The sequence below is a fragment of the Psychrobacter sp. 1Y6 genome, from assembly GCF_052258385.2.
Taxonomy (GTDB): domain Bacteria; phylum Pseudomonadota; class Gammaproteobacteria; order Pseudomonadales; family Moraxellaceae; genus Psychrobacter.
This window is the reverse complement of record NZ_JBQQEW020000001.1, coordinates 118816-143226: the sequence shown is the minus strand read 5'-3', so window position 1 is coordinate 143226 and position 24411 is coordinate 118816. Positions and strand designations below refer to the sequence as shown.

The 24411-nt window shown below is 45.7% G+C and carries 6 protein-coding genes, 6 tRNA genes and 9 rRNA genes; 2 read left to right on the top strand and 19 right to left on the bottom strand.

The genetic code is table 11. The features are described 5' to 3' along the window. Positions 1-210 precede the first annotated feature (210 nt). The gene (gene budC, locus ACTXGF_RS14230; protein WP_160023455.1) at positions 211-993 is read left to right on the top strand and encodes a meso-2,3-butanediol dehydrogenase; all 783 of its coding nucleotides are present in this window, start codon (positions 211-213) and stop codon (positions 991-993) included. A 179-nt stretch (positions 994-1172) separates the two neighbouring features. On the opposite strand, the gene ACTXGF_RS14225 is transcribed toward budC, so the two are convergent. The 3 genes from ACTXGF_RS14225 to ACTXGF_RS14215 form a co-directional block, all read right to left on the bottom strand. Next, on the bottom strand, positions 1173-1868 hold the full coding sequence (locus ACTXGF_RS14225; RefSeq protein WP_443535067.1) for a lysophospholipid acyltransferase family protein: 696 nt from the start codon (positions 1866-1868) through the stop codon (positions 1173-1175). A 165-nt stretch (positions 1869-2033) separates the two neighbouring features. Then, positions 2034-3920, bottom strand: coding sequence for a DNA topoisomerase IV subunit B (gene parE / locus ACTXGF_RS14220; RefSeq protein WP_443535069.1), 1887 nt, complete (start codon positions 3918-3920; stop codon positions 2034-2036). Positions 3921-4030: 110 nt separating this feature from the next. Continuing rightward, entirely contained in the window at positions 4031-4699 is a 669-nt protein-coding gene (locus tag ACTXGF_RS14215) for a YqiA/YcfP family alpha/beta fold hydrolase (RefSeq protein ID WP_443535074.1), read from the bottom strand. Between the two features lie 187 nt (positions 4700-4886). Here ACTXGF_RS14215 and ACTXGF_RS14210 point away from each other — a divergent pair, with 187 nt between their 5' ends. Further along, positions 4887-5147, top strand: a complete 261-nt coding sequence (locus ACTXGF_RS14210) for a DUF1289 domain-containing protein (protein ID WP_201572773.1) — start codon at positions 4887-4889, stop codon at positions 5145-5147. Between the two features lie 398 nt (positions 5148-5545). Here ACTXGF_RS14210 and ACTXGF_RS14205 read toward each other — a convergent pair whose 3' ends face one another. The 16 genes from ACTXGF_RS14205 to ACTXGF_RS14130 all read right to left on the bottom strand — a co-directional run bounded on the left by ACTXGF_RS14205 (position 5546) and on the right by ACTXGF_RS14130 (position 23509). Continuing rightward, the gene (locus ACTXGF_RS14205; RefSeq protein WP_443535076.1) at positions 5546-5881 is read right to left on the bottom strand and encodes a hypothetical protein; all 336 of its coding nucleotides are present in this window, start codon (positions 5879-5881) and stop codon (positions 5546-5548) included. Positions 5882-6285: 404 nt separating this feature from the next. After that, positions 6286-6399, bottom strand: a 5S ribosomal RNA gene (gene rrf / locus ACTXGF_RS14200). A gap of 185 nt (positions 6400-6584) precedes the next feature. After that, positions 6585-9440: ribosomal RNA gene (locus ACTXGF_RS14195) — 23S ribosomal RNA — on the bottom strand. A gap of 347 nt (positions 9441-9787) precedes the next feature. Then, a tRNA-Ala gene (locus ACTXGF_RS14190) sits at positions 9788-9863 on the bottom strand. 9 nt (positions 9864-9872) lie between these two features. Then, positions 9873-9949, bottom strand: a tRNA-Ile gene (locus ACTXGF_RS14185). 75 nt (positions 9950-10024) lie between these two features. Then, positions 10025-11563: ribosomal RNA gene (locus tag ACTXGF_RS14180) — 16S ribosomal RNA — on the bottom strand. 695 nt (positions 11564-12258) lie between these two features. Then, a 5S ribosomal RNA gene (gene rrf / locus ACTXGF_RS14175) occupies positions 12259-12372 on the bottom strand. A 184-nt stretch (positions 12373-12556) separates the two neighbouring features. After that, positions 12557-15412: ribosomal RNA gene (locus ACTXGF_RS14170) — 23S ribosomal RNA — on the bottom strand. A 347-nt stretch (positions 15413-15759) separates the two neighbouring features. Beyond that, positions 15760-15835 (bottom strand) — tRNA-Ala (locus ACTXGF_RS14165). A gap of 9 nt (positions 15836-15844) precedes the next feature. Continuing rightward, positions 15845-15921, bottom strand: a tRNA-Ile gene (locus tag ACTXGF_RS14160). 75 nt (positions 15922-15996) lie between these two features. Beyond that, positions 15997-17535, bottom strand: a 16S ribosomal RNA gene (locus tag ACTXGF_RS14155). 696 nt (positions 17536-18231) lie between these two features. Beyond that, positions 18232-18345, bottom strand: a 5S ribosomal RNA gene (gene rrf / locus ACTXGF_RS14150). Between the two features lie 185 nt (positions 18346-18530). Beyond that, positions 18531-21386 (bottom strand): 23S ribosomal RNA (locus tag ACTXGF_RS14145). Positions 21387-21733: 347 nt separating this feature from the next. Then, positions 21734-21809 (bottom strand) — tRNA-Ala (locus tag ACTXGF_RS14140). Positions 21810-21818: 9 nt separating this feature from the next. Further along, positions 21819-21895: transfer RNA gene (locus ACTXGF_RS14135), tRNA-Ile, on the bottom strand. Positions 21896-21970: 75 nt separating this feature from the next. Then, positions 21971-23509 (bottom strand): 16S ribosomal RNA (locus ACTXGF_RS14130). The 16S, 23S and 5S rRNA genes sit together here with 6 tRNA genes alongside, the layout of an rRNA operon. Positions 23510-24411: the final 902 nt, after the last annotated feature.

The window sequence follows — 24411 nt, the reverse complement described above, 5'->3', positions numbered from 1 at the left end:
TGAATGATGCAAAATTATGCTACATAAGCACTATCAGAGACAGTCGCTTTCAAAGCAATCACTTGTTATGATGATATCAAAGCAGTATTGCTTGCGTGCAAGTTTATGGATGACAAACTGTACTTAGTTGTATTTATCGAAACCGTAGTCATTGAAATTTTAATCATCGAATTTTTAATGACTATTATATAATAATAAGGATTAAACATTATGAAGCGTTTTAAAGAAAAGACCGTCGTGGTAACGGGTGCAGGTTCTGGTATTGGCCGTGCGACTGCCATTCGCTTTGCCGAGGAAGGCGCTAGCGTGGTTCTAGTAGGACGTACGGCAGCAACACTAGAAGAAACTGCCAAAGAGTTGCCGCAAGATCGTACTTGGATTCATACCGACAATTATCTCATTATTACATGCGATATCAGTGTCCAAAGCCAAGTACAAGAAATGATTGAGCGCGCTATCGACAAATTTGGCAAAATTGATATCTTGGTAAATAATGCTGGTAAGGCAACCCAAGGTAAAATCACCGAATTGTCTGCTGATGATTGGCGCTCTGCTATCGATGTAAATCTAAACGGGACCTTCTACGTCTCTCAAGCGGCTATGCCTCATTTGATTGCATCAAAGGGTAATATCGTCAATATTTCATCGCTCTCGGGCGTAGGTGGTGACTGGAACATGGCTGCTTACAATGCTGCTAAAGCGGGTGTGACCAATTTGACCCGTACATTAGCATTAGATCATGGTTCAGATGGTGTTCGCGTCAATGCGGTTAATCCAAGTGTCACCAAAACTGATATGACTACGGCTATTCAAGACAATGAGTCTAAGACGGATAAGTTCTTAGCTCGCTGTCCGCTTGGACGTTTGGCAACCCCAGAGGATATCGCCGCTGCCATTACCTTCTTAGCAAGCGATGATGCCTCCATGATTACTGGTGTCAATCTACCTGTCGACGGTGGTGTTAGTGCTTCTAACGGCCAACCACAGTTTTAGACTTTTTCACTGATAAACATTCAAATATTATTCAAAAAAAGCCCCTGATATCATCATATCAGGGGCTTTTTCAACATCAATTATTAGAACTTAGTTGTAGGTAGCTGTTAGCCTGCGTACCCGCAATACAACCAGTTCTGTTAACTTAACTAATTGAACTAATATTTATACCATTTGGCTTATTCAGCTGCATTATTGATGTCTTGTAGTGGCTGCGACAAACGCTCAAGGTGTCTTGGTAGCACCCCTTTATACTGAGTATATATTTTTGGTAAATCTGCTTCGATATCACCTGTAGGATAAACCAGCGACATAAACCGTATTTCTTTAGTATTGTAGTCCATCGCTACTGGCAAAATCGGTACACCAGCACCCACCGCTAAATAATAAAAACCTGTCTTCCACGACTCAGTATATTGCCGTGTACCCTCTGGCGATAATCCCAAAAATAATGGTTCGCCAGTTTTGAACTTATCAATACTGGCTTGCAGTACAGAGCCTTTGTTACCACGATCGATAGGAATAACCCCTATCCAATTTAATAATTGCGCAAACACAGGCACTTTAAATAGCGTGTGCTTGCCCATAATGCTAATTTTAATGTCTAATGCAAACAGACTTGGAATCGCATAAATACCATCCACATTAGAAGTATGTGGTAGAGCAAGCACTACAGCTTGTGAGATATTTGGAATCTCGCCTACCGTACGCCAACCTGACGCCTTTAACAGCGCGGATGCAATAACAGGCGCAAACTTGTTACCACGCTTAGGAACCTTGTCTCCCAAATGCTTTTTGCTAAGTTTTGGGAGTACTTTGGAACGCGCAGGTTTAGAAACAACAGACTTAGAACGGTTAAAAATCTTCGGTATCATGACAGCACAATATAATGAAAGGTACTGACATAATACCATTAAGCCTTTGTGGCTAGGCTAAATTTTGCGTGCTTTTATTATGTGATAGATCGTTTAGCCATAAATATAAGTAATGACCTATTTCGATATTATGCACACATATTTCTTTAAATTTACTGCTAATTCTTAAGAAATATCGGCCAAATCACCTTTGCTCTCAAGCCACGACTTACGATCAGAGGCACGCTTCTTAGCCAGTAGCATATCCATTACGCTATTGGTTAGTACCATGTCATCCATATCTAACTGTACTAGGCGGCGTGTATCACGGCTCATCGTCGTCTCACGTAATTGCTCAGCGCTCATTTCACCAAGTCCTTTAAAACGTGTAATCTGGGCTTTTTTATTACCCGGTACGTTAGCCAAGATATGTGCAAGCTCTGGCTCATCCAATGCATAATGAACTTCTTTACCTACATCTACTCGATATAATGGCGGCATGGCCACAAACAAATGACCCGCATCTACTAGCGCAGGGAAATGCTTCACAAACAGTGCGCAGATCAATGTCGCAATGTGCAACCCATCAGAATCAGCATCCGCTAAGATACATATCTTGTCGTAACGCAGCTCGGACAAATCATCAGAGGCAGGATCAACACCGATAGCAATGGCAATATCATGAATCTCTTGGCTTGATAGCACCGTATCTGAGGATACTTCCCACGTATTTAGAATTTTGCCACGTAGAGGTAATATCGCCTGATAATGACGATCTCTTGCTTGCTTAGCACTACCACCCGCAGAGTCACCCTCTACTAAGAACAACTCAGCGCCATCACGCAAATCACCACGGCAGTCTGCCAATTTACCAGGCAATGCGGGTCCCTGAGTAATCTTTTTACGAGCGACTTTTTTGGCCGATTTCAGACGACGACCTGCTTTATTAATCGCCAATTCAGCGATTTGCGTGCCCATGTCCGCCTGCTGGTTTAACCATAGGCTAAAGGCATCTTTTGCCAATGTCTGTACAGCGCCCGCAGCCTCTCGACTAGATAAGCGCTCTTTGGTCTGTCCAGAAAACTGTGGCTCAGAGAACTTCAGAGACAAGATATAGTTTACTCCGTCCCAGACGTCTTCTGCGGTTAGCTTCACACTACGTGGTAGCAAATTATGAATGTCACAGAACTCTCGCAATGCCTCTAAGATACCCGTACGCAGTCCGTTGACGTGTGTACCGCCCTGAGCTGTCGGAATAAGGTTCACATAGCTTTCTTGGATCGGCGTACCACCATCAGGCAACCAAGACAAGGCAAAGGTAATAGCCGCTCGTTCGCCTGCTTTCGCATCATAATTATAATAAAACGGTGCTTCAGGCAATGTTTCCAGACCATCTAATTGTTCGCTTAGATACTCGACTACCCCATCCGTAAACTGCCAAACGACCTTTTCATCATTGATATCATCAGTGAATTCAATCGTCAGTCCAGCGGCCAAAACAGCCTTTGCTTTTAAATTATGCTTGAGCTGTTTTACATTGAATTTGGGCGTATCGAAGAAACTACCATCCGCCCAAAAATGTACTCTGGTGCCACGTTTGCGTTTGTTTGAGCTGACTGCTTCCGTTAATGGCGTAACTGGTGCGCCATTTTCAAATGCCATATCAAACTGTGTGCTATCACGCCATACCGTAACCTCAACGCGAGTTGATAGCGCATTGACGACAGAGATACCCACTCCATGTAGACCGCCTGATACTTCATAATTAGAGGTCGAAAACTTTCCACCTGCATGTAAGCGAGTTAATATCAGCTCAATACCAGATTGACCAAACTCAGGGTGAATATCAGTTGGCATACCGCGCCCGTCATCTTCGACAGACAACGATCCATCACTATGCAATTGCACCTTGATGGTTTTCGCGTAACCAGCCAACGCTTCATCTACTGAGTTATCAATGACCTCTTGCGCCAAATGATTCGGGCGCGTGGTATCGGTATACATACCTGGACGACGACGGACTGGCTCAAGACCTTCTAAAACTTCTAACGATTGCGCATTATATTGACTCACAAATGCATCCTTAACTGTTCGCGTGCGTTTAATTCTATTAAACCATTATAACGAAAAATAGCGACGTTAACGTCAATACTCCATCGCTTACGTCATATAATGTCGTCTATTTAAGGCTGTACTAAACTCTGTAAGATATTCATCACCATGGGCAACTGCTCATCAAAGTCACTGAACCGATGATCGCCACCCTCTTGCACAGTTACCGATGCGCCCTGACCTTGATAAAAAGCTTTAGACAATTCAGAACTTAACAGCTCGTCGCCTTCTTTTAAAAGCACAGCAACTTTATTAGGATAATTTACTGATAAAAGCTGATGATCTGCAAACCACTGTAAATCTGCAGGCATAATACTCCAGCCACCCGCTGTCGTATGCAGGACTTTGCTAGTAGATGACTCATTTAAATTATCTTGACTTGATACTGGTTGATTAGAGAAACGCTGTAAGGTGATATGGGGCTGGATACTAGGGTTAAGCAATAAAACTGGGCAACCTATCTGATTGCTTATCACAGTAGAAAAATACCCACCTAGCGAGCTACCGATTAATACCGTATTTGATAACTCATTCTGCTTATCTGCTGATTTTCTATCTTTACTATTATTTAGCGCTTTGATTAAAGACAGTAATTGCTCACACACTTGTACAGGGGTTTTATTTAAATCAGGACGCAGCACATTAATATCAGGATGATGAAGCTGGCAATATTTTTCTAACAACATCCCTTTGGTCGAGTTGGCATCACTGTCCAATCCATGGATATAAATCAAGTTCACGTATCATCTCACTTATTAATTTTGTTATGATTATCTTATAAAGGCTATCAAAGCTAAGCATAGCACCCGCTAGACGAAAATAATAACAATAAAATGGCACACTATTAGTCAGTATTTGCGACATAATAATGGTGTACAGTGATTTTATGCAGGTCAAAGGAATGACGATAGTCATTATGGAGGAGTCATGAATCAACAGTTTGAGCTGTTCGAGATTGCCAACCCATGTATTGGTCTTTGTCAAAGCAATAAGAAGGGTTATTGCTTTGGTTGCCTGCGTAGTCGAACGGAGCGCCAGTTATGGCATGAGATGACGACAGAGCAGCAACGCGAGGTGCTACGGCTTATCGCAGGTCGTAAGCTGCGTATCGAGCAGATGCGGCAGCGTAAGGATGAGCAGTTAGGATTTGATTTTGAAGAGATACCTGAGATAGGTGAGTTATTTTAAGAAGCAATTGATCAGGCTAGACATGCTAACAGTATTCTTAGAATGCATTAAATTTGGCTAAAATATATGCCCAATAACTTAACAGTAGAATCAGTAGTCCCCACGATATGGCAAAGCACCAATAATATAAGTCGCTAGTAGTAAATACGTAAAAATAAACAGCCATTCCAACACTGATTACAAGTGAAGCTGCATATCCGATCAGTAAGGTAAAGAGAATATTATTCTCAATTTTGGTTAAGCTTGGGCTTCCCTCTGCACACATATAGAAAAGAAACCCGAAGGCAAAAGCCCCGCCAATAGTAATATGCATAAATGATATTAGAACTAGCAACCAAATTGACACGTATACTTCCTTATTAGTCTAATATCCATTTCAAAAGATTGTCAGAAATTTTTTATTTCTTAGGGTCGGTACTAAAATTCAATGCTTTAACGCTCTGTAACTCAATAAAATTAGAAGGAAGCTTTTCGAACACTTCATCTAAGGTATCATTGAACACTTTTAATTCAAAATTCGTTTTCATACCTTCTTGCCAATTATTCCAAGTCTTCTTACTAACTCGGTCAGACATACGTAGATAGATTTGTTCGTTGCATAAGTCCATATAATTATATATTTCATTATTAACAGCATTAGCTTCAGATAAAGGAACTTCATCACCAATTAACACTTTATAAGGTATACGCTGGCTTATATCTCGATATTCTTTGTTGATTGAATCTTCGAACATTACTCTCTGTTGTATATTACTTCGCCTTATTTGGTAAGCAGCAACACCTACACCAAAGACAGTGGCATACGGAACTAAAGTATTCAGGACTTCAATAATAAAAGTTATCAAGTTGATAATAATGAACTCCTAGAAATATAAAGAACAAAGTTAATAAAAAAATATAACTAAGCAAATTATAAGTAAAACTGTCCGTTATCATAATGATTTATTATTTAAAGGCTAGCAAACTATAAATCTAACAATACGATAGAAAAGTGCCGTTAACTATTCTTTGATTTCTATGAATAAAGCATGTGAAAGATAATATCTTTAAAAATATACTCCTAAACATAAAGGAAAATATTACGCACAAAGAAAATCCCCCGGCTAGATAACTAGTCGGGGGATAATCAGGAATAGAGAGCTGACGATGACCTACTCTCACATGGGCGAACCACACTACCATTGGCGCTACGATGTTTCACTTCTGAGTTCGGGAAGGGATCAGGTGGGGCCATCGCGCTATTGTCGTCAGCAAAGGGGGTTAGATATGAGTCTGTTATTGTTTTTATTGACATCAAGTTTGAGCTTGTTGTCGATCAACTTGTAACCTAACTGAATCAAGGTTAAAGGTGATATCGAAATGTTCTTTCTTTATTCTATAGCCTGAGCTATACAAGATAGATTAATTAGACTTGTATACAAACCACTTGGGTGTTGTATGGTCAAGCCAAACGAGCAATTAGTACAGGTTAGCTACACGCATCGCTGCGCTTCCACACCCTGCCTATCAACGTCCTAGTCTTGAACGGCTCTTTAGGGAAATCTAATCTTGAGGTGGGCTTCCCGCTTAGATGCTTTCAGCGGTTATCCCATCCGAACGTAGCTACCGGGCAATGCCACTGGCGTGACAACCCGAACACCAGAGGTTCGTCCACTCTGGTCCTCTCGTACTAGGAGCAGATCCTCTCAAATTTCCAACGCCCACGGTAGATAGGGACCGAACTGTCTCACGACGTTCTAAACCCAGCTCGCGTACCTCTTTAAATGGCGAACAGCCATACCCTTAGGACCTGCTTCAGCCCTAGGATGAGATGAGCCGACATCGAGGTGCCAAACACCGCCGTCGATATGAACTCTTGGGCGGTATCAGCCTGTTATCCCCAGAGTACCTTTTATCCGTTGAGCGATGGCCCTTCCATACAGAACCACCGGATCACTAAGACCTACTTTCGTACCTGCTCGACTTGTGGGTCTCGCAGTTAAGCGCGCTTTTGCCTTTATACTCTACGACCGATTTCCGACCGGTCTGAGCGCACCTTCGTACTCCTCCGTTACTCTTTAGGAGGAGACCGCCCCAGTCAAACTACCCACCATACATTGTCCTCGGTATTGTTATACCTGAGTTAGAACCCCAACATGACCAGGGTGGTATTTCAAGATTGGCTCCACCGAGACTAGCGTCTCGGCTTCAAAGCCTCCCACCTATCCTGCACAAGTCAGGTCAAAGTTCAATGTAAAGCTGTAGTAAAGGTTCACGGGGTCTTTCCGTCTAGCCGCGGGTACACAGCATCTTCACTGCGATTTCGATTTCACTGAGTCTCTGCTGGAGACAGCGCTGCCATCATTATGTCATTCGTGCAGGTCGGAACTTACCCGACAAGGAATTTCGCTACCTTAGGACCGTTATAGTTACGGCCGCCGTTTACTGGGGCTTCGATCAAGAGCTTCGCTTACGCTAACCCCATCAATTAACCTTCCAGCACCGGGCAGACATCACACCCTATACGTCCACTTTCGTGTTTGCAGAGTGCTGTGTTTTTAATAAACAGTTGCAGCAGCCTGGTATCTGCGACTGCCAACAGCTCAAGGAGCAAGTCCTATCACCATCAACAGCGTACCTTCTCCCGAAGTTACGGTACCATTTTGCCTAGTTCCTTCAGCAGAGTTCTCTCAAGCGCCTTGGTATTCTCTACCTGATCACCTGTGTCGGTTTAGGGTACGATTCGTTTATAACTATTGCTTAGAAGCTTTTCCTGGAAGCATGGTATTTGCCACTTCGCTGTACAAGTACAGCTTGCTATCAGATCTCGGTATAGAATAGCCCGGATTTACCTAAGCTATAAACCTACATCCTTTCACCTGGACAACCAACGCCAGGCTGACATAACCTTCTCCGTCCCTCCATCGCATTATAAACAAGTATCGGAATATTAACCGATTTCCCATCGACTACGCCTTTCGGCCTCGCCTTAGGGGTCGACTCACCCAGCCCCGATTAACGTTGGACTGGAACCCTTGATCTTCCGGCGTGCGAGCTTTTCACTCGCATTATCGTTACTCACGTCAGCATTCGCTCTTGTGATACCTCCAGCATGCTTTACAACACACCTTCACAGGCTTACACAACGCTCCCCTACCACTTGAAAACAAATTCAAATCCGCAGCTTCGGCTCCTAGTTTGAGCCCCGTTACATCTTCCGCGCGGGCCGACTCGACTAGTGAGCTATTACGCTTTCTTTAAAGGATGGCTGCTTCTAAGCCAACCTCCTAGCTGTCTATGCCTTCCCACCTCGTTTCCCACTTAACTAGGAATTTGGGGCCTTAGCTGGCGGTCTGGGTTGTTTCCCTCTCCACGATGGACGTTAGCACCCACCGTGTGTCTCCCGGATATCACTCATCGGTATTCGGAGTTTGCATCGGTTTGGTAAGTCGGTATGACCCCCTAGCCGAAACAGTGCTCTACCCCCAATGGTGTTCGTCCGAGGCGCTACCTAAATAGCTTTCGGGGAGAACCAGCTATCACCGAGTTTGATTAGCCTTTCACCCCTATCCACAAGTCATCCCCTGGCTTTTCAACGACAGTGGGTTCGGTCCTCCGGTGCCTGTTACGGCACTTTCAACCTGCTCATGGATAGATCACTCGGTTTCGGGTCTATACCCTGCAACTAAACGCCCTATTAAGACTCGGTTTCCCTACGGCTCCCCTAAACGGTTAACCTTGCTACAGAATATAAGTCGCTGACCCATTATACAAAAGGTACGCGGTCACCCAACAAGTGGGCTCCCACTGCTTGTACGCACACGGTTTCAGGTTCTATTTCACTCCCCTCACAGGGGTTCTTTTCGCCTTTCCCTCACGGTACTGGTTCACTATCGGTCAGTCAGGAGTATTTAGCCTTGGAGGATGGTCCCCCCATCTTCAAACAGGATTTCTCGTGCCCCGCTCTACTTAATATGTTAACTCTAATGTTTCGAATACAGGACTATCACCTACTACGGTCAGCTTTCCCACGCTGTTCTTCTACATTAGAATTAATCGGCTTCTCCCCGTTCGCTCGCCGCTACTAGGGGAATCTCAATTGATGTCTATTCCTAAGGGTACTGAGATGTTTCACTTCCCCTCGTTCGCTTCCTAATAAATTAGGATACCTACCTTATGGTAAGTGGGTTTCCCCATTCAGAAATCTCCGGATCACAGGATATTGCCGCCTCCCCGAAGCTTATCGCAGGCTGTCACGTCTTTCATCGCCTCTGACTGCCAAGGCATCCACCATGTGCGCTTCATTACTTGACCATACAACCCCAAGTAGTCTTTCGACTTCTAAGTGTCATACAATCTAATTATGATAACGATATCACCTATGTTTATACGCTTGATTCAGTTCTCTTTACTTTTTTTAATAACTCACCCCTGGGATAACAACTGATGTCGTTAAGAGGTGAGTTATTAAGGTTAAGAAGTGCGCGTGAACACGCTCTTCTTAACCCAGACTCATATCTATGTTTTTAAATAGTCTCTATGCTCTCGTCGAGTCACAGATTCTGTATAAAACAGAAAGAAGTAATCATTAACAATCACTTGTTTCTATTTAATACCTATTTATTTATTGGCATCTAAAGCTTACTTAACCGTCTTAGTAGTGGTGGAGCCAAACGGAGTCGAACCGTTGACCTCCTGCGTGCAAGGCAGGCGCTCTACCAACTGAGCTATGGCCCCATTGTAAAATGGTGGGTCTAGGTGGACTTGAACCACCGACCCCCGCGTTATCAACACGGTGCTCTAACCAGCTGAGCTACAGACCCTAATACGTTTGTTAAAAACGTAAGCTTAAACTAAAGAACAACTTGTTGTGAATTCTTGCTGACCGAATGCGTCTATAAGGAGGTGATCCAGCCGCAGGTTCCCCTACGGCTACCTTGTTACGACTTCACCCCAGTCATCAACCACACCGTGGTGAACGCCTCCCCGAAGGTTAAGCTATCCACTTCTGGTGCAATCAACTCCCATGGTGTGACGGGCGGTGTGTACAAGGCCCGGGAACGTATTCACCGCGGCATTCTGATCCGCGATTACTAGCGATTCCTACTTCATGGAGTCGAGTTGCAGACTCCAATCTGGACTACGATAGGCTTTTTGAGATTCGCATCACATCGCTGTGTAGCTGCCCTCTGTACCTACCATTGTAGCACGTGTGTAGCCCTGGTCGTAAGGGCCATGATGACTTGACGTCGTCCCCGCCTTCCTCCAGTTTGTCACTGGCAGTATCCTTAGAGTTCCCGGCTTAACCCGCTGGTAACTAAGGACAAGGGTTGCGCTCGTTGCGGGACTTAACCCAACATCTCACGACACGAGCTGACGACAGCCATGCAGCACCTGTATTCTAATTCCCGAAGGCACTCCCGCATCTCTGCAGGATTCTAGATATGTCAAGACCAGGTAAGGTTCTTCGCGTTGCATCGAATTAAACCACATGCTCCACCGCTTGTGCGGGCCCCCGTCAATTCATTTGAGTTTTAACCTTGCGGCCGTACTCCCCAGGCGGTCTACTTATTGCGTTAGCTGCGTCACTAAGTCCTCAAGGGACCCAACGACTAGTAGACATCGTTTACGGCGTGGACTACCAGGGTATCTAATCCTGTTTGCTACCCACGCTTTCGAGCCTCAGTGTCAGTATGATGCCAGGAAGCTGCCTTCGCCATCGGTATTCCTTCAGATCTCTACGCATTTCACCGCTACACCTGAAATTCTACTTCCCTCTCACCTACTCTAGCCTAACAGTTTCAGATGCAGTTCCCAGGTTAAGCCCGGGGATTTCACATCTGACTTATCAAGCCACCTACGCTCGCTTTACGCCCAGTAATTCCGATTAACGCTTGCACCCTCTGTATTACCGCGGCTGCTGGCACAGAGTTAGCCGGTGCTTATTCTGCAGCTAATGTCATCGTCTCCGGGTATTAACCGAAGAGTCTTCTTCACTGCTTAAAGTGCTTTACAACCAAAAGGCCTTCTTCACACACGCGGCATGGCTGGATCAGGGTTTCCCCCATTGTCCAATATTCCCCACTGCTGCCTCCCGTAGGAGTCCGGGCCGTGTCTCAGTCCCGGTGTGGCTGATCATCCTCTCAGACCAGCTACAGATCGTCGCCATGGTAGGCCTTTACCCCACCATCTAGCTAATCCGACTTAGGCTCATCTAATAGCGAGAGCAGTAAACTGCCCCCTTTCTCCCGTAGGTCGTATGCGGTATTAATACGAGTTTCCCCGTGCTATCCCCCACTACTAGGTAGATTCCTAAGTATTACTCACCCGTCCGCCGCTCGACGCCTGGTAGCAAGCTACCATCGTTTCCGCTCGACTTGCATGTGTTAAGCCTGCCGCCAGCGTTCAATCTGAGCCATGATCAAACTCTTCAGTTTAATCTTGCTATGAAGCTCTTTAAAGAAGCTTCTAAACTTGGCTCATCTAATCTGGCAAAATCGCTAAAAATTATGTTCGTAATGAATTAACTTTGAGTTTTTCTGCTGTCTTAAATGATAATTTTTATAGTTAATAATCTTCCCGAAAAGAAAAGATAGTCAACTTTATTTTTTAGCATTCTGAATCAGCAAAAATCCACACAAGTTGTTCTTTAGTTATGCTTTTAAATAATGTCTGACACTGTCGTCCAGTGCTAGTATTTCAAACTAAACAAGTCAACCAATGTGGCTTATCCTATTTAGCGAGCTGACCATCATATCATGTTTTAATAGTCTGTCAACTTCTTTTTTTAATTTGTTTCAACAAGTTAACTGGGTTATTTATATGTAAATGACATATAAGCTTTCCAGCTCGTCTTGATGAGGTGCGTATTATAGACGCTATATTTATTTAGTCAAGAAGTATTTTATATTTAATTTAAACAATTTACATCATCCAAATCAGTAATCCACTTCCCTTTCGACTGGGTGGCATTATACGCTTGTTTGAGGCTGGGTCAAGGTTAATTGAGCTTTTTTTATAATTATTTTACTGAACGAGATTGGCGGCTATTGATCGAAGAATCCGTCACCAAACTGCGCGCAAAGAAAATCCCCCGGCTAGATAACTAGTCGGGGGATAATCAGGAATAGAGAGCTGACGATGACCTACTCTCACATGGGCGAACCACACTACCATTGGCGCTACGATGTTTCACTTCTGAGTTCGGGAAGGGATCAGGTGGGGCCATCGCGCTATTGTCGTCAGCAAAGGGGGTTAGATATGAGTCTGTTATTGTTTTTATTGACATCAAGTTTGAGCTTGTTGTCGATCAACTTGTAACCTAACTGAATCAAGGTTAAAGGTGATATCGAAATATTCTTTCTTATTCTATAGCCTGAGCTATACAAGATAGATTAATTAGACTTGTATACAAACCACTTGGGTGTTGTATGGTCAAGCCAAACGAGCAATTAGTACAGGTTAGCTACACGCATCGCTGCGCTTCCACACCCTGCCTATCAACGTCCTAGTCTTGAACGGCTCTTTAGGGAAATCTAATCTTGAGGTGGGCTTCCCGCTTAGATGCTTTCAGCGGTTATCCCATCCGAACGTAGCTACCGGGCAATGCCACTGGCGTGACAACCCGAACACCAGAGGTTCGTCCACTCTGGTCCTCTCGTACTAGGAGCAGATCCTCTCAAATTTCCAACGCCCACGGTAGATAGGGACCGAACTGTCTCACGACGTTCTAAACCCAGCTCGCGTACCTCTTTAAATGGCGAACAGCCATACCCTTAGGACCTGCTTCAGCCCTAGGATGAGATGAGCCGACATCGAGGTGCCAAACACCGCCGTCGATATGAACTCTTGGGCGGTATCAGCCTGTTATCCCCAGAGTACCTTTTATCCGTTGAGCGATGGCCCTTCCATACAGAACCACCGGATCACTAAGACCTACTTTCGTACCTGCTCGACTTGTGGGTCTCGCAGTTAAGCGCGCTTTTGCCTTTATACTCTACGACCGATTTCCGACCGGTCTGAGCGCACCTTCGTACTCCTCCGTTACTCTTTAGGAGGAGACCGCCCCAGTCAAACTACCCACCATACATTGTCCTCGGTATTGTTATACCTGAGTTAGAACCCCAACATGACCAGGGTGGTATTTCAAGATTGGCTCCACCGAGACTAGCGTCTCGGCTTCAAAGCCTCCCACCTATCCTGCACAAGTCAGGTCAAAGTTCAATGTAAAGCTGTAGTAAAGGTTCACGGGGTCTTTCCGTCTAGCCGCGGGTACACAGCATCTTCACTGCGATTTCGATTTCACTGAGTCTCTGCTGGAGACAGCGCTGCCATCATTATGTCATTCGTGCAGGTCGGAACTTACCCGACAAGGAATTTCGCTACCTTAGGACCGTTATAGTTACGGCCGCCGTTTACTGGGGCTTCGATCAAGAGCTTCGCTTACGCTAACCCCATCAATTAACCTTCCAGCACCGGGCAGACATCACACCCTATACGTCCACTTTCGTGTTTGCAGAGTGCTGTGTTTTTAATAAACAGTTGCAGCAGCCTGGTATCTGCGACTGCCAACAGCTCAAGGAGCAAGTCCTATCACCATCAACAGCGTACCTTCTCCCGAAGTTACGGTACCATTTTGCCTAGTTCCTTCAGCAGAGTTCTCTCAAGCGCCTTGGTATTCTCTACCTGATCACCTGTGTCGGTTTAGGGTACGATTCGTTTATAACTATTGCTTAGAAGCTTTTCCTGGAAGCATGGTATTTGCCACTTCGCTGTACAAGTACAGCTTGCTATCAGATCTCGGTATAGAATAGCCCGGATTTACCTAAGCTATAAACCTACATCCTTTCACCTGGACAACCAACGCCAGGCTGACATAACCTTCTCCGTCCCTCCATCGCATTATAAACAAGTATCGGAATATTAACCGATTTCCCATCGACTACGCCTTTCGGCCTCGCCTTAGGGGTCGACTCACCCAGCCCCGATTAACGTTGGACTGGAACCCTTGATCTTCCGGCGTGCGAGCTTTTCACTCGCATTATCGTTACTCACGTCAGCATTCGCTCTTGTGATACCTCCAGCATGCTTTACAACACACCTTCACAGGCTTACACAACGCTCCCCTACCACTTGAAAACAAATTCAAATCCGCAGCTTCGGCTCCTAGTTTGAGCCCCGTTACATCTTCCGCGCGGGCCGACTCGACTAGTGAGCTATTACGCTTTCTTTAAAGGATGGCTGCTTCTAAGCCAACCTCCTAGCTGTCTATGCCTTCCCACCTCGTTTCCCACTTAACTAGGAATTTGGGGCCTTAGCTGGCGGTCTGGGTTGTTTCCCTCTCCACGATGGACGTTAGCACCCACCGTGTGTCTCCCGGATATCACTCATCGGTATTCGGAGTTTGCATCGGTTTGGTAAGTCGGTATGACCCCCTAGCCGAAACAGTGCTCTACCCCCAATGGTGTTCGTCCGAGGCGCTACCTAAATAGCTTTCGGGGAGAACCAGCTATCACCGAGTTTGATTAGCCTTTCACCCCTATCCACAAGTCATCCCCTGGCTTTTCAACGACAGTGGGTTCGGTCCTCCGGTGCCTGTTACGGCACTTTCAACCTGCTCATGGATAGATCACTCGGTTTCGGGTCTATACCCTGCAACTAAACGCCCTATTAAGACTCGGTTTCCCTACGGCTCCCCTAAACGGTTAACCTTGCTACAGAATATAAGTCGCTGACCCATTATACAAAAGGTACGCGGTCACCCAACAAGTGGGCTCCCACTGCTTGTACGCACACGGTTTCAGGTTCTATTTCACTCCCCTCACAGGGGTTCTTTTCGCCTTTCCCTCACGGTACTGGTTCACTATCGGTCAGTCAGGAGTATTTAGCCTTGGAGGATGGTCCCCCCATCTTCAAACAGGATTTCTCGTGCCCCGCTCTACTTAATATGTTAACTCTAATGTTTCGAATACAGGACTATCACCTACTACGGTCAGCTTTCCCACGCTGTTCTTCTACATTAGAATTAATCGGCTTCTCCCCGTTCGCTCGCCGCTACTAGGGGAATCTCAATTGATGTCTATTCCTAAGGGTACTGAGATGTTTCACTTCCCCTCGTTCGCTTCCTAATAAATTAGGATACCTACCTTATGGTAAGTGGGTTTCCCCATTCAGAAATCTCCGGATCACAGGATATTGCCGCCTCCCCGAAGCTTATCGCAGGCTGTCACGTCTTTCATCGCCTCTGACTGCCAAGGCATCCACCATGTGCGCTTCATTACTTGACCATACAACCCCAAGTAGTCTTTCGACTTCTAAGTGTCATACAATCTAATTATGATAACGATATCACCTATGTTTATACGCTTGATTCAGTTCTCTTTACTTTTTTTAATAACTCACCCCTGGGATAACAACTGATGTCGTTAAGAGGTGAGTTATTAAGGTTAAGAAGTGCGCGTGAACACGCTCTTCTTAACCCAGACTCATATCTATGTTTTTAAATAGTCTCTATGCTCTCGTCGAGTCACAGATTCTGTATAAAACAGAAAGAAGTAATCATTAACAATCACTTGTTTCTATTTAATACCTATTTATTTATTGGCATCTAAAGCTTACTTAACCGTCTTAGTAGTGGTGGAGCCAAACGGAGTCGAACCGTTGACCTCCTGCGTGCAAGGCAGGCGCTCTACCAACTGAGCTATGGCCCCATTGTAAAATGGTGGGTCTAGGTGGACTTGAACCACCGACCCCCGCGTTATCAACACGGTGCTCTAACCAGCTGAGCTACAGACCCTAATACGTTTGTTAAAAACGTAAGCTTAAACTAAAGAACAACTTGTTGTGAATTCTTGCTGACCGAATGCGTCTATAAGGAGGTGATCCAGCCGCAGGTTCCCCTACGGCTACCTTGTTACGACTTCACCCCAGTCATCAACCACACCGTGGTGAACGCCTCCCCGAAGGTTAAGCTATCCACTTCTGGTGCAATCAACTCCCATGGTGTGACGGGCGGTGTGTACAAGGCCCGGGAACGTATTCACCGCGGCATTCTGATCCGCGATTACTAGCGATTCCTACTTCATGGAGTCGAGTTGCAGACTCCAATCTGGACTACGATAGGCTTTTTGAGATTCGCATCACATCGCTGTGTAGCTGCCCTCTGTACCTACCATTGTAGCACGTGTGTAGCCCTGGTCGTAAGGGCCATGATGACTTGACGTCGTCCCCGCCTTCCTCCAGTTTGTCACTGGCAGTATCCTTAGAGTTCCCGGCTTAACCCGCTGGTAACTAAGGACAAGGGTTGCGCTCGTTGCGGGACTTAACCCAACATCTCACGACACGAGCTGACGACAGCCATGCAGCACCTGTATTCTAATTCCCGAAGGCACTCCCGCATCTCTGCAGGATTCTAGATATGTCAAGACCAGGTAAGGTTCTTCGCGTTGCATCGAATTAAACCACATGCTCCACCGCTTGTGCGGGCCCCCGTCAATTCATTTGAGTTTTAACCTTGCGGCCGTACTCCCCAGGCGGTCTACTTATTGCGTTAGCTGCGTCACTAAGTCCTCAAGGGACCCAACGACTAGTAGACATCGTTTACGGCGTGGACTACCAGGGTATCTAATCCTGTTTGCTACCCACGCTTTCGAGCCTCAGTGTCAGTATGATGCCAGGAAGCTGCCTTCGCCATCGGTATTCCTTCAGATCTCTACGCATTTCACCGCTACACCTGAAATTCTACTTCCCTCTCACCTACTCTAGCCTAACAGTTTCAGATGCAGTTCCCAGGTTAAGCCCGGGGATTTCACATCTGACTTATCAAGCCACCTACGCTCGCTTTACGCCCAGTAATTCCGATTAACGCTTGCACCCTCTGTATTACCGCGGCTGCTGGCACAGAGTTAGCCGGTGCTTATTCTGCAGCTAATGTCATCGTCTCCGGGTATTAACCGAAGAGTCTTCTTCACTGCTTAAAGTGCTTTACAACCAAAAGGCCTTCTTCACACACGCGGCATGGCTGGATCAGGGTTTCCCCCATTGTCCAATATTCCCCACTGCTGCCTCCCGTAGGAGTCCGGGCCGTGTCTCAGTCCCGGTGTGGCTGATCATCCTCTCAGACCAGCTACAGATCGTCGCCATGGTAGGCCTTTACCCCACCATCTAGCTAATCCGACTTAGGCTCATCTAATAGCGAGAGCAGTAAACTGCCCCCTTTCTCCCGTAGGTCGTATGCGGTATTAATACGAGTTTCCCCGTGCTATCCCCCACTACTAGGTAGATTCCTAAGTATTACTCACCCGTCCGCCGCTCGACGCCTGGTAGCAAGCTACCATCGTTTCCGCTCGACTTGCATGTGTTAAGCCTGCCGCCAGCGTTCAATCTGAGCCATGATCAAACTCTTCAGTTTAATCTTGCTATGAAGCTCTTTAAAGAAGCTTCTAAACTTGGCTCATCTAATCTGGCAAAATCGCTAAAAATTATGTTCGTAATGAATTAACTTTGAGTTTTTCTGCTGTCTTAAATGATAATTTTTATAGTTAATAATCTTCCCGAAAAGAAAAGATAGTCAACTTTATTTTTTAGCATTCTGAATCAGCAAAAATCCACACAAGTTGTTCTTTAGTTATGCTTTTAAATAATGTCTGACACTGTCGTCCAGTGCTAGTATTTCAAACTAAACAAGTCAGCCAATGTGGCTTATCCTATTTAGCGAGCTGACCATCATATCATGTTTTAATAGTCTGTCAACTTCTTTTTTTAATTTGTTTCAACAAGTTGACTGGGTTATTAATGTGTAATCACACACTAGCTACTTCCAGCTCGTCTTGATGAGGTGCGTATTATAGACGCTATATTTATTTAGTCAAGAAGTATTTTCTATTTAATTCAAACAATTTGCATCGTCCAAATCAGTAACCCACTTCCCTTTCGACTGGGTGGCATTATACGCTTGTTTGAGGCTGGGTCAAGGTTAATTGAGCTTTTTTTATAATTATTTTACTGAACGAGATTGGCGGCTATTGATCGAAGAATCCGTCACCAAACTGCGCGCAAAGAAAATCCCCCGGCTAGATAACTAGTCGGGGGATAATCAGGAATAGAGAGCTGACGATGACCTACTCTCACATGGGCGAACCACACTACCATTGGCGCTACGATGTTTCACTTCTGAGTTCGGGAAGGGATCAGGTGGGGCCATCGCGCTATTGTCGTCAGCAAAGGGGGTTAGATATGAGTCTGTTATTGTTTTTATTGACATCAAGTTTGAGCTTGTTGTCGATCAACTTGTAACCTAACTGAATCAAGGTTAAAGGTGATATCGAAATGTTCTTTCTTTATTCTATAGCCTGAGCTATACAAGATAGATTAATTAGACTTGTATACAAACCACTTGGGTGTTGTATGGTCAAGCCAAACGAGCAATTAGTACAGGTTAGCTACACGCATCGCTGCGCTTCCACACCCTGCCTATCAACGTCCTAGTCTTGAACGGCTCTTTAGGGAAATCTAATCTTGAGGTGGGCTTCCCGCTTAGATGCTTTCAGCGGTTATCCCATCCGAACGTAGCTACCGGGCAATGCCACTGGCGTGACAACCCGAACACCAGAGGTTCGTCCACTCTGGTCCTCTCGTACTAGGAGCAGATCCTCTCAAATTTCCAACGCCCACGGTAGATAGGGACCGAACTGTCTCACGACGTTCTAAACCCAGCTCGCGTACCTCTTTAAATGGCGAACAGCCATACCCTTAGGACCTGCTTCAGCCCTAGGATGAGATGAGCCGACATCGAGGTGCCAAACACCGCCGTCGATATGAACTCTTGGGCGGTATCAGCCTGTTATCCCCAGAGTACCTTTTATCCGTTGAGCGATGGCCCTTCCATACAGAACCACCGGATCACTAAGACCTACTTTCGTACCTGCTCGACTTGTGGGTCTCGCAGTTAAGCGCGCTTTTGCCTTTATACTCTACGACCGATTTCCGACCGGTCTGAGCGCACCTTCGTACTCCTCCGTTACTCTTTAGGAGGAGACCGCCCCAGTCAAACTACCCACCATACATTGTCCTCGGTATTGTTATACCTGAGTTAGAACCCCAACATGACCAGGGTGGTATTTCAAGATTGGCTCCACCGAGACTAGCGTCTCGGCTTCAAAGCCTCCCACCTATCCTGCACAAGTCAGGTCAAAGTTCAATGTAAAGCTGTAGTAAAGGTTCACGGGGTCTTTCCGTCTAGCCGCGGGTACACAGCATCTTCACTGCGATTTCGATTTCACTGAGTCTCTGCTGGAGACAGCGCTGCCATCATTATGTCATTCGTGCAGGTCGGAACTTACCCGACAAGGAATTTCGCTACCTTAGGACCGTTATAGTTACGGCCGCCGTTTACTGGGGCTTCGATCAAGAGCTTCGCTTACGCTAACCCCATCAATTAACCTTCCAGCACCGGGCAGACATCACACCCTATACGTCCACTTTCGTGTTTGCAGAGTGCTGTGTTTTTAATAAACAGTTGCAGCAGCCTGGTATCTGCGACTGCCAACAGCTCAAGGAGCAAGTCCTATCACCATCAACAGCGTACCTTCTCCCGAAGTTACGGTACCATTTTGCCTAGTTCCTTCAGCAGAGTTCTCTCAAGCGCCTTGGTATTCTCTACCTGATCACCTGTGTCGGTTTAGGGTACGATTCGTTTATAACTATTGCTTAGAAGCTTTTCCTGGAAGCATGGTATTTGCCACTTCGCTGTACAAGTACAGCTTGCTATCAGATCTCGGTATAGAATAGCCCGGATTTACCTAAGCTATAAACCTACATCCTTTCACCTGGACAACCAACGCCAGGCTGACATAACCTTCTCCGTCCCTCCATCGCATTATAAACAAGTATCGGAATATTAACCGATTTCCCATCGACTACGCCTTTCGGCCTCGCCTTAGGGGTCGACTCACCCAGCCCCGATTAACGTTGGACTGGAACCCTTGATCTTCCGGCGTGCGAGCTTTTCACTCGCATTATCGTTACTCACGTCAGCATTCGCTCTTGTGATACCTCCAGCATGCTTTACAACACACCTTCACAGGCTTACACAACGCTCCCCTACCACTTGAAAACAAATTCAAATCCGCAGCTTCGGCTCCTAGTTTGAGCCCCGTTACATCTTCCGCGCGGGCCGACTCGACTAGTGAGCTATTACGCTTTCTTTAAAGGATGGCTGCTTCTAAGCCAACCTCCTAGCTGTCTATGCCTTCCCACCTCGTTTCCCACTTAACTAGGAATTTGGGGCCTTAGCTGGCGGTCTGGGTTGTTTCCCTCTCCACGATGGACGTTAGCACCCACCGTGTGTCTCCCGGATATCACTCATCGGTATTCGGAGTTTGCATCGGTTTGGTAAGTCGGTATGACCCCCTAGCCGAAACAGTGCTCTACCCCCAATGGTGTTCGTCCGAGGCGCTACCTAAATAGCTTTCGGGGAGAACCAGCTATCACCGAGTTTGATTAGCCTTTCACCCCTATCCACAAGTCATCCCCTGGCTTTTCAACGACAGTGGGTTCGGTCCTCCGGTGCCTGTTACGGCACTTTCAACCTGCTCATGGATAGATCACTCGGTTTCGGGTCTATACCCTGCAACTAAACGCCCTATTAAGACTCGGTTTCCCTACGGCTCCCCTAAACGGTTAACCTTGCTACAGAATATAAGTCGCTGACCCATTATACAAAAGGTACGCGGTCACCCAACAAGTGGGCTCCCACTGCTTGTACGCACACGGTTTCAGGTTCTATTTCACTCCCCTCACAGGGGTTCTTTTCGCCTTTCCCTCACGGTACTGGTTCACTATCGGTCAGTCAGGAGTATTTAGCCTTGGAGGATGGTCCCCCCATCTTCAAACAGGATTTCTCGTGCCCCGCTCTACTTAATATGTTAACTCTAATGTTTCGAATACAGGACTATCACCTACTACGGTCAGCTTTCCCACGCTGTTCTTCTACATTAGAATTAATCGGCTTCTCCCCGTTCGCTCGCCGCTACTAGGGGAATCTCAATTGATGTCTATTCCTAAGGGTACTGAGATGTTTCACTTCCCCTCGTTCGCTTCCTAATAAATTAGGATACCTACCTTATGGTAAGTGGGTTTCCCCATTCAGAAATCTCCGGATCACAGGATATTGCCGCCTCCCCGAAGCTTATCGCAGGCTGTCACGTCTTTCATCGCCTCTGACTGCCAAGGCATCCACCATGTGCGCTTCATTACTTGACCATACAACCCCAAGTAGTCTTTCGACTTCTAAGTGTCATACAATCTAATTATGATAACGATATCACCTATGTTTATACGCTTGATTCAGTTCTCTTTACTTTTTTTAATAACTCACCCCTGGGATAACAACTGATGTCGTTAAGAGGTGAGTTATTAAGGTTAAGAAGTGCGCGTGAACACGCTCTTCTTAACCCAGACTCATATCTATGTTTTTAAATAGTCTCTATGCTCTCGTCGAGTCACAGATTCTGTATAAAACAGAAAGAAGTAATCATTAACAATCACTTGTTTCTATTTAATACCTATTTATTTATTGGCATCTAAAGCTTACTTAACCGTCTTAGTAGTGGTGGAGCCAAACGGAGTCGAACCGTTGACCTCCTGCGTGCAAGGCAGGCGCTCTACCAACTGAGCTATGGCCCCATTGTAAAATGGTGGGTCTAGGTGGACTTGAACCACCGACCCCCGCGTTATCAACACGGTGCTCTAACCAGCTGAGCTACAGACCCTAATACGTTTGTTAAAAACGTAAGCTTAAACTAAAGAACAACTTGTTGTGAATTCTTGCTGACCGAATGCGTCTATAAGGAGGTGATCCAGCCGCAGGTTCCCCTACGGCTACCTTGTTACGACTTCACCCCAGTCATCAACCACACCGTGGTGAACGCCTCCCCGAAGGTTAAGCTATCCACTTCTGGTGCAATCAACTCCCATGGTGTGACGGGCGGTGTGTACAAGGCCCGGGAACGTATTCACCGCGGCATTCTGATCCGCGATTACTAGCGATTCCTACTTCATGGAGTCGAGTTGCAGACTCCAATCTGGACTACGATAGGCTTTTTGAGATTCGCATCACATCGCTGTGTAGCTGCCCTCTGTACCTACCATTGTAGCACGTGTGTAGCCCTGGTCGTAAGGGCCATGATGACTTGACGTCGTCCCCGCCTTCCTCCAGTTTGTCACTGGCAGTATCCTTAGAGTTCCCGGCTTAACCCGCTGGTAACTAAGGACAAGGGTTGCGCTCGTTGCGGGACTTAACCCAACATCTCACGACACGAGCTGACGACAGCCATGCAGCACCTGTATTCTAATTCCCGAAGGCACTCCCGCATCTCTGCAGGATTCTAGATATGTCAAGACCAGGTAAGGTTCTTCGCGTTGCATCGAATTAAACCACATGCTCCACCGCTTGTGCGGGCCCCCGTCAATTCATTTGAGTTTTAACCTTGCGGCCGTACTCCCCAGGCGGTCTACTTATTGCGTTAGCTGCGTCACTAAGTCCTCAAGGGACCCAACGACTAGTAGACATCGTTTACGGCGTGGACTACCAGGGTATCTAATCCTGTTTGCTACCCACGCTTTCGAGCCTCAGTGTCAGTATGATGCCAGGAAGCTGCCTTCGCCATCGGTATTCCTTCAGATCTCTACGCATTTCACCGCTACACCTGAAATTCTACTTCCCTCTCACCTACTCTAGCCTAACAGTTTCAGATGCAGTTCCCAGGTTAAGCCCGGGGATTTCACATCTGACTTATCAAGCCACCTACGCTCGCTTTACGCCCAGTAATTCCGATTAACGCTTGCACCCTCTGTATTACCGCGGCTGCTGGCACAGAGTTAGCCGGTGCTTATTCTGCAGCTAATGTCATCGTCTCCGGGTATTAACCGAAGAGTCTTCTTCACTGCTTAAAGTGCTTTACAACCAAAAGGCCTTCTTCACACACGCGGCATGGCTGGATCAGGGTTTCCCCCATTGTCCAATATTCCCCACTGCTGCCTCCCGTAGGAGTCCGGGCCGTGTCTCAGTCCCGGTGTGGCTGATCATCCTCTCAGACCAGCTACAGATCGTCGCCATGGTAGGCCTTTACCCCACCATCTAGCTAATCCGACTTAGGCTCATCTAATAGCGAGAGCAGTAAACTGCCCCCTTTCTCCCGTAGGTCGTATGCGGTATTAATACGAGTTTCCCCGTGCTATCCCCCACTACTAGGTAGATTCCTAAGTATTACTCACCCGTCCGCCGCTCGACGCCTGGTAGCAAGCTACCATCGTTTCCGCTCGACTTGCATGTGTTAAGCCTGCCGCCAGCGTTCAATCTGAGCCATGATCAAACTCTTCAGTTTAATCTTGCTATGAAGCTCTTTAAAGAAGCTTCTAAACTTGGCTCATCTAATCTGGCAAAATCGCTAAAAATTATGTTCGTAATGAATTAACTTTGAGTTTTTCTGCTGTCTTAAATGATAATTTTTATAGTTAATAATCTTCCCGAAAAGAAAAGATAGTCAACTTTATTTTTTAGCATTCTGAATCAGCAAAAATCCACACAAGTTGTTCTTTAGTTATGCTTTTAAATAATGTCTGACACTGTCGTCCAGTGCTAGTATTTCAAACTAAACAAGTCAACCAATGTGGCTTATCCTATTTAGCGAGCTGACCATCATATCATGTTTTAATAGTCTGTCAACTTCTTTTTTTAATTTGTTTCAACAAGTTAACTGGGTTATTTATATGTAAATGACATATAAGCTTTCCAGCTCGTCTTGATGAGGTGCGTATTATAGACGGTTTAACTTTTGTGTCAACCCGTTTTATTAATGTTTTTAATCTTATTTTAGTAGATGAATAAATCTTTATTTTTTTCAATGGGTTATAAAATTGAGGTTCTCTACTTTCTTTAATACTAGTGCGCAATGCGATTTAATTCACCAATTTTCAATAAAGATAAGCTTGTTTGATCTTCATAACTCGACTTATTTGTCCTGTCATTCTTGAGTATTCTCCATAAGCAGATTATCTCTAATATTTCTCAATGTTGATATTCATATAATTAGCACTATATAGAAGCTAAGTTATTCGGGATTATATGACGCTTTCAATATATTGTCTTACATAGTGCAGTATCTGATACTACCTTTATCATAAGATATGGCTCTTATATTAGTCGTCGCGCAATCCCTTGATATCTAGTGTTGAGAGACGGTTTTTGCTATAATAGGTATTTTGCTGCATTACTTATATATGTTGG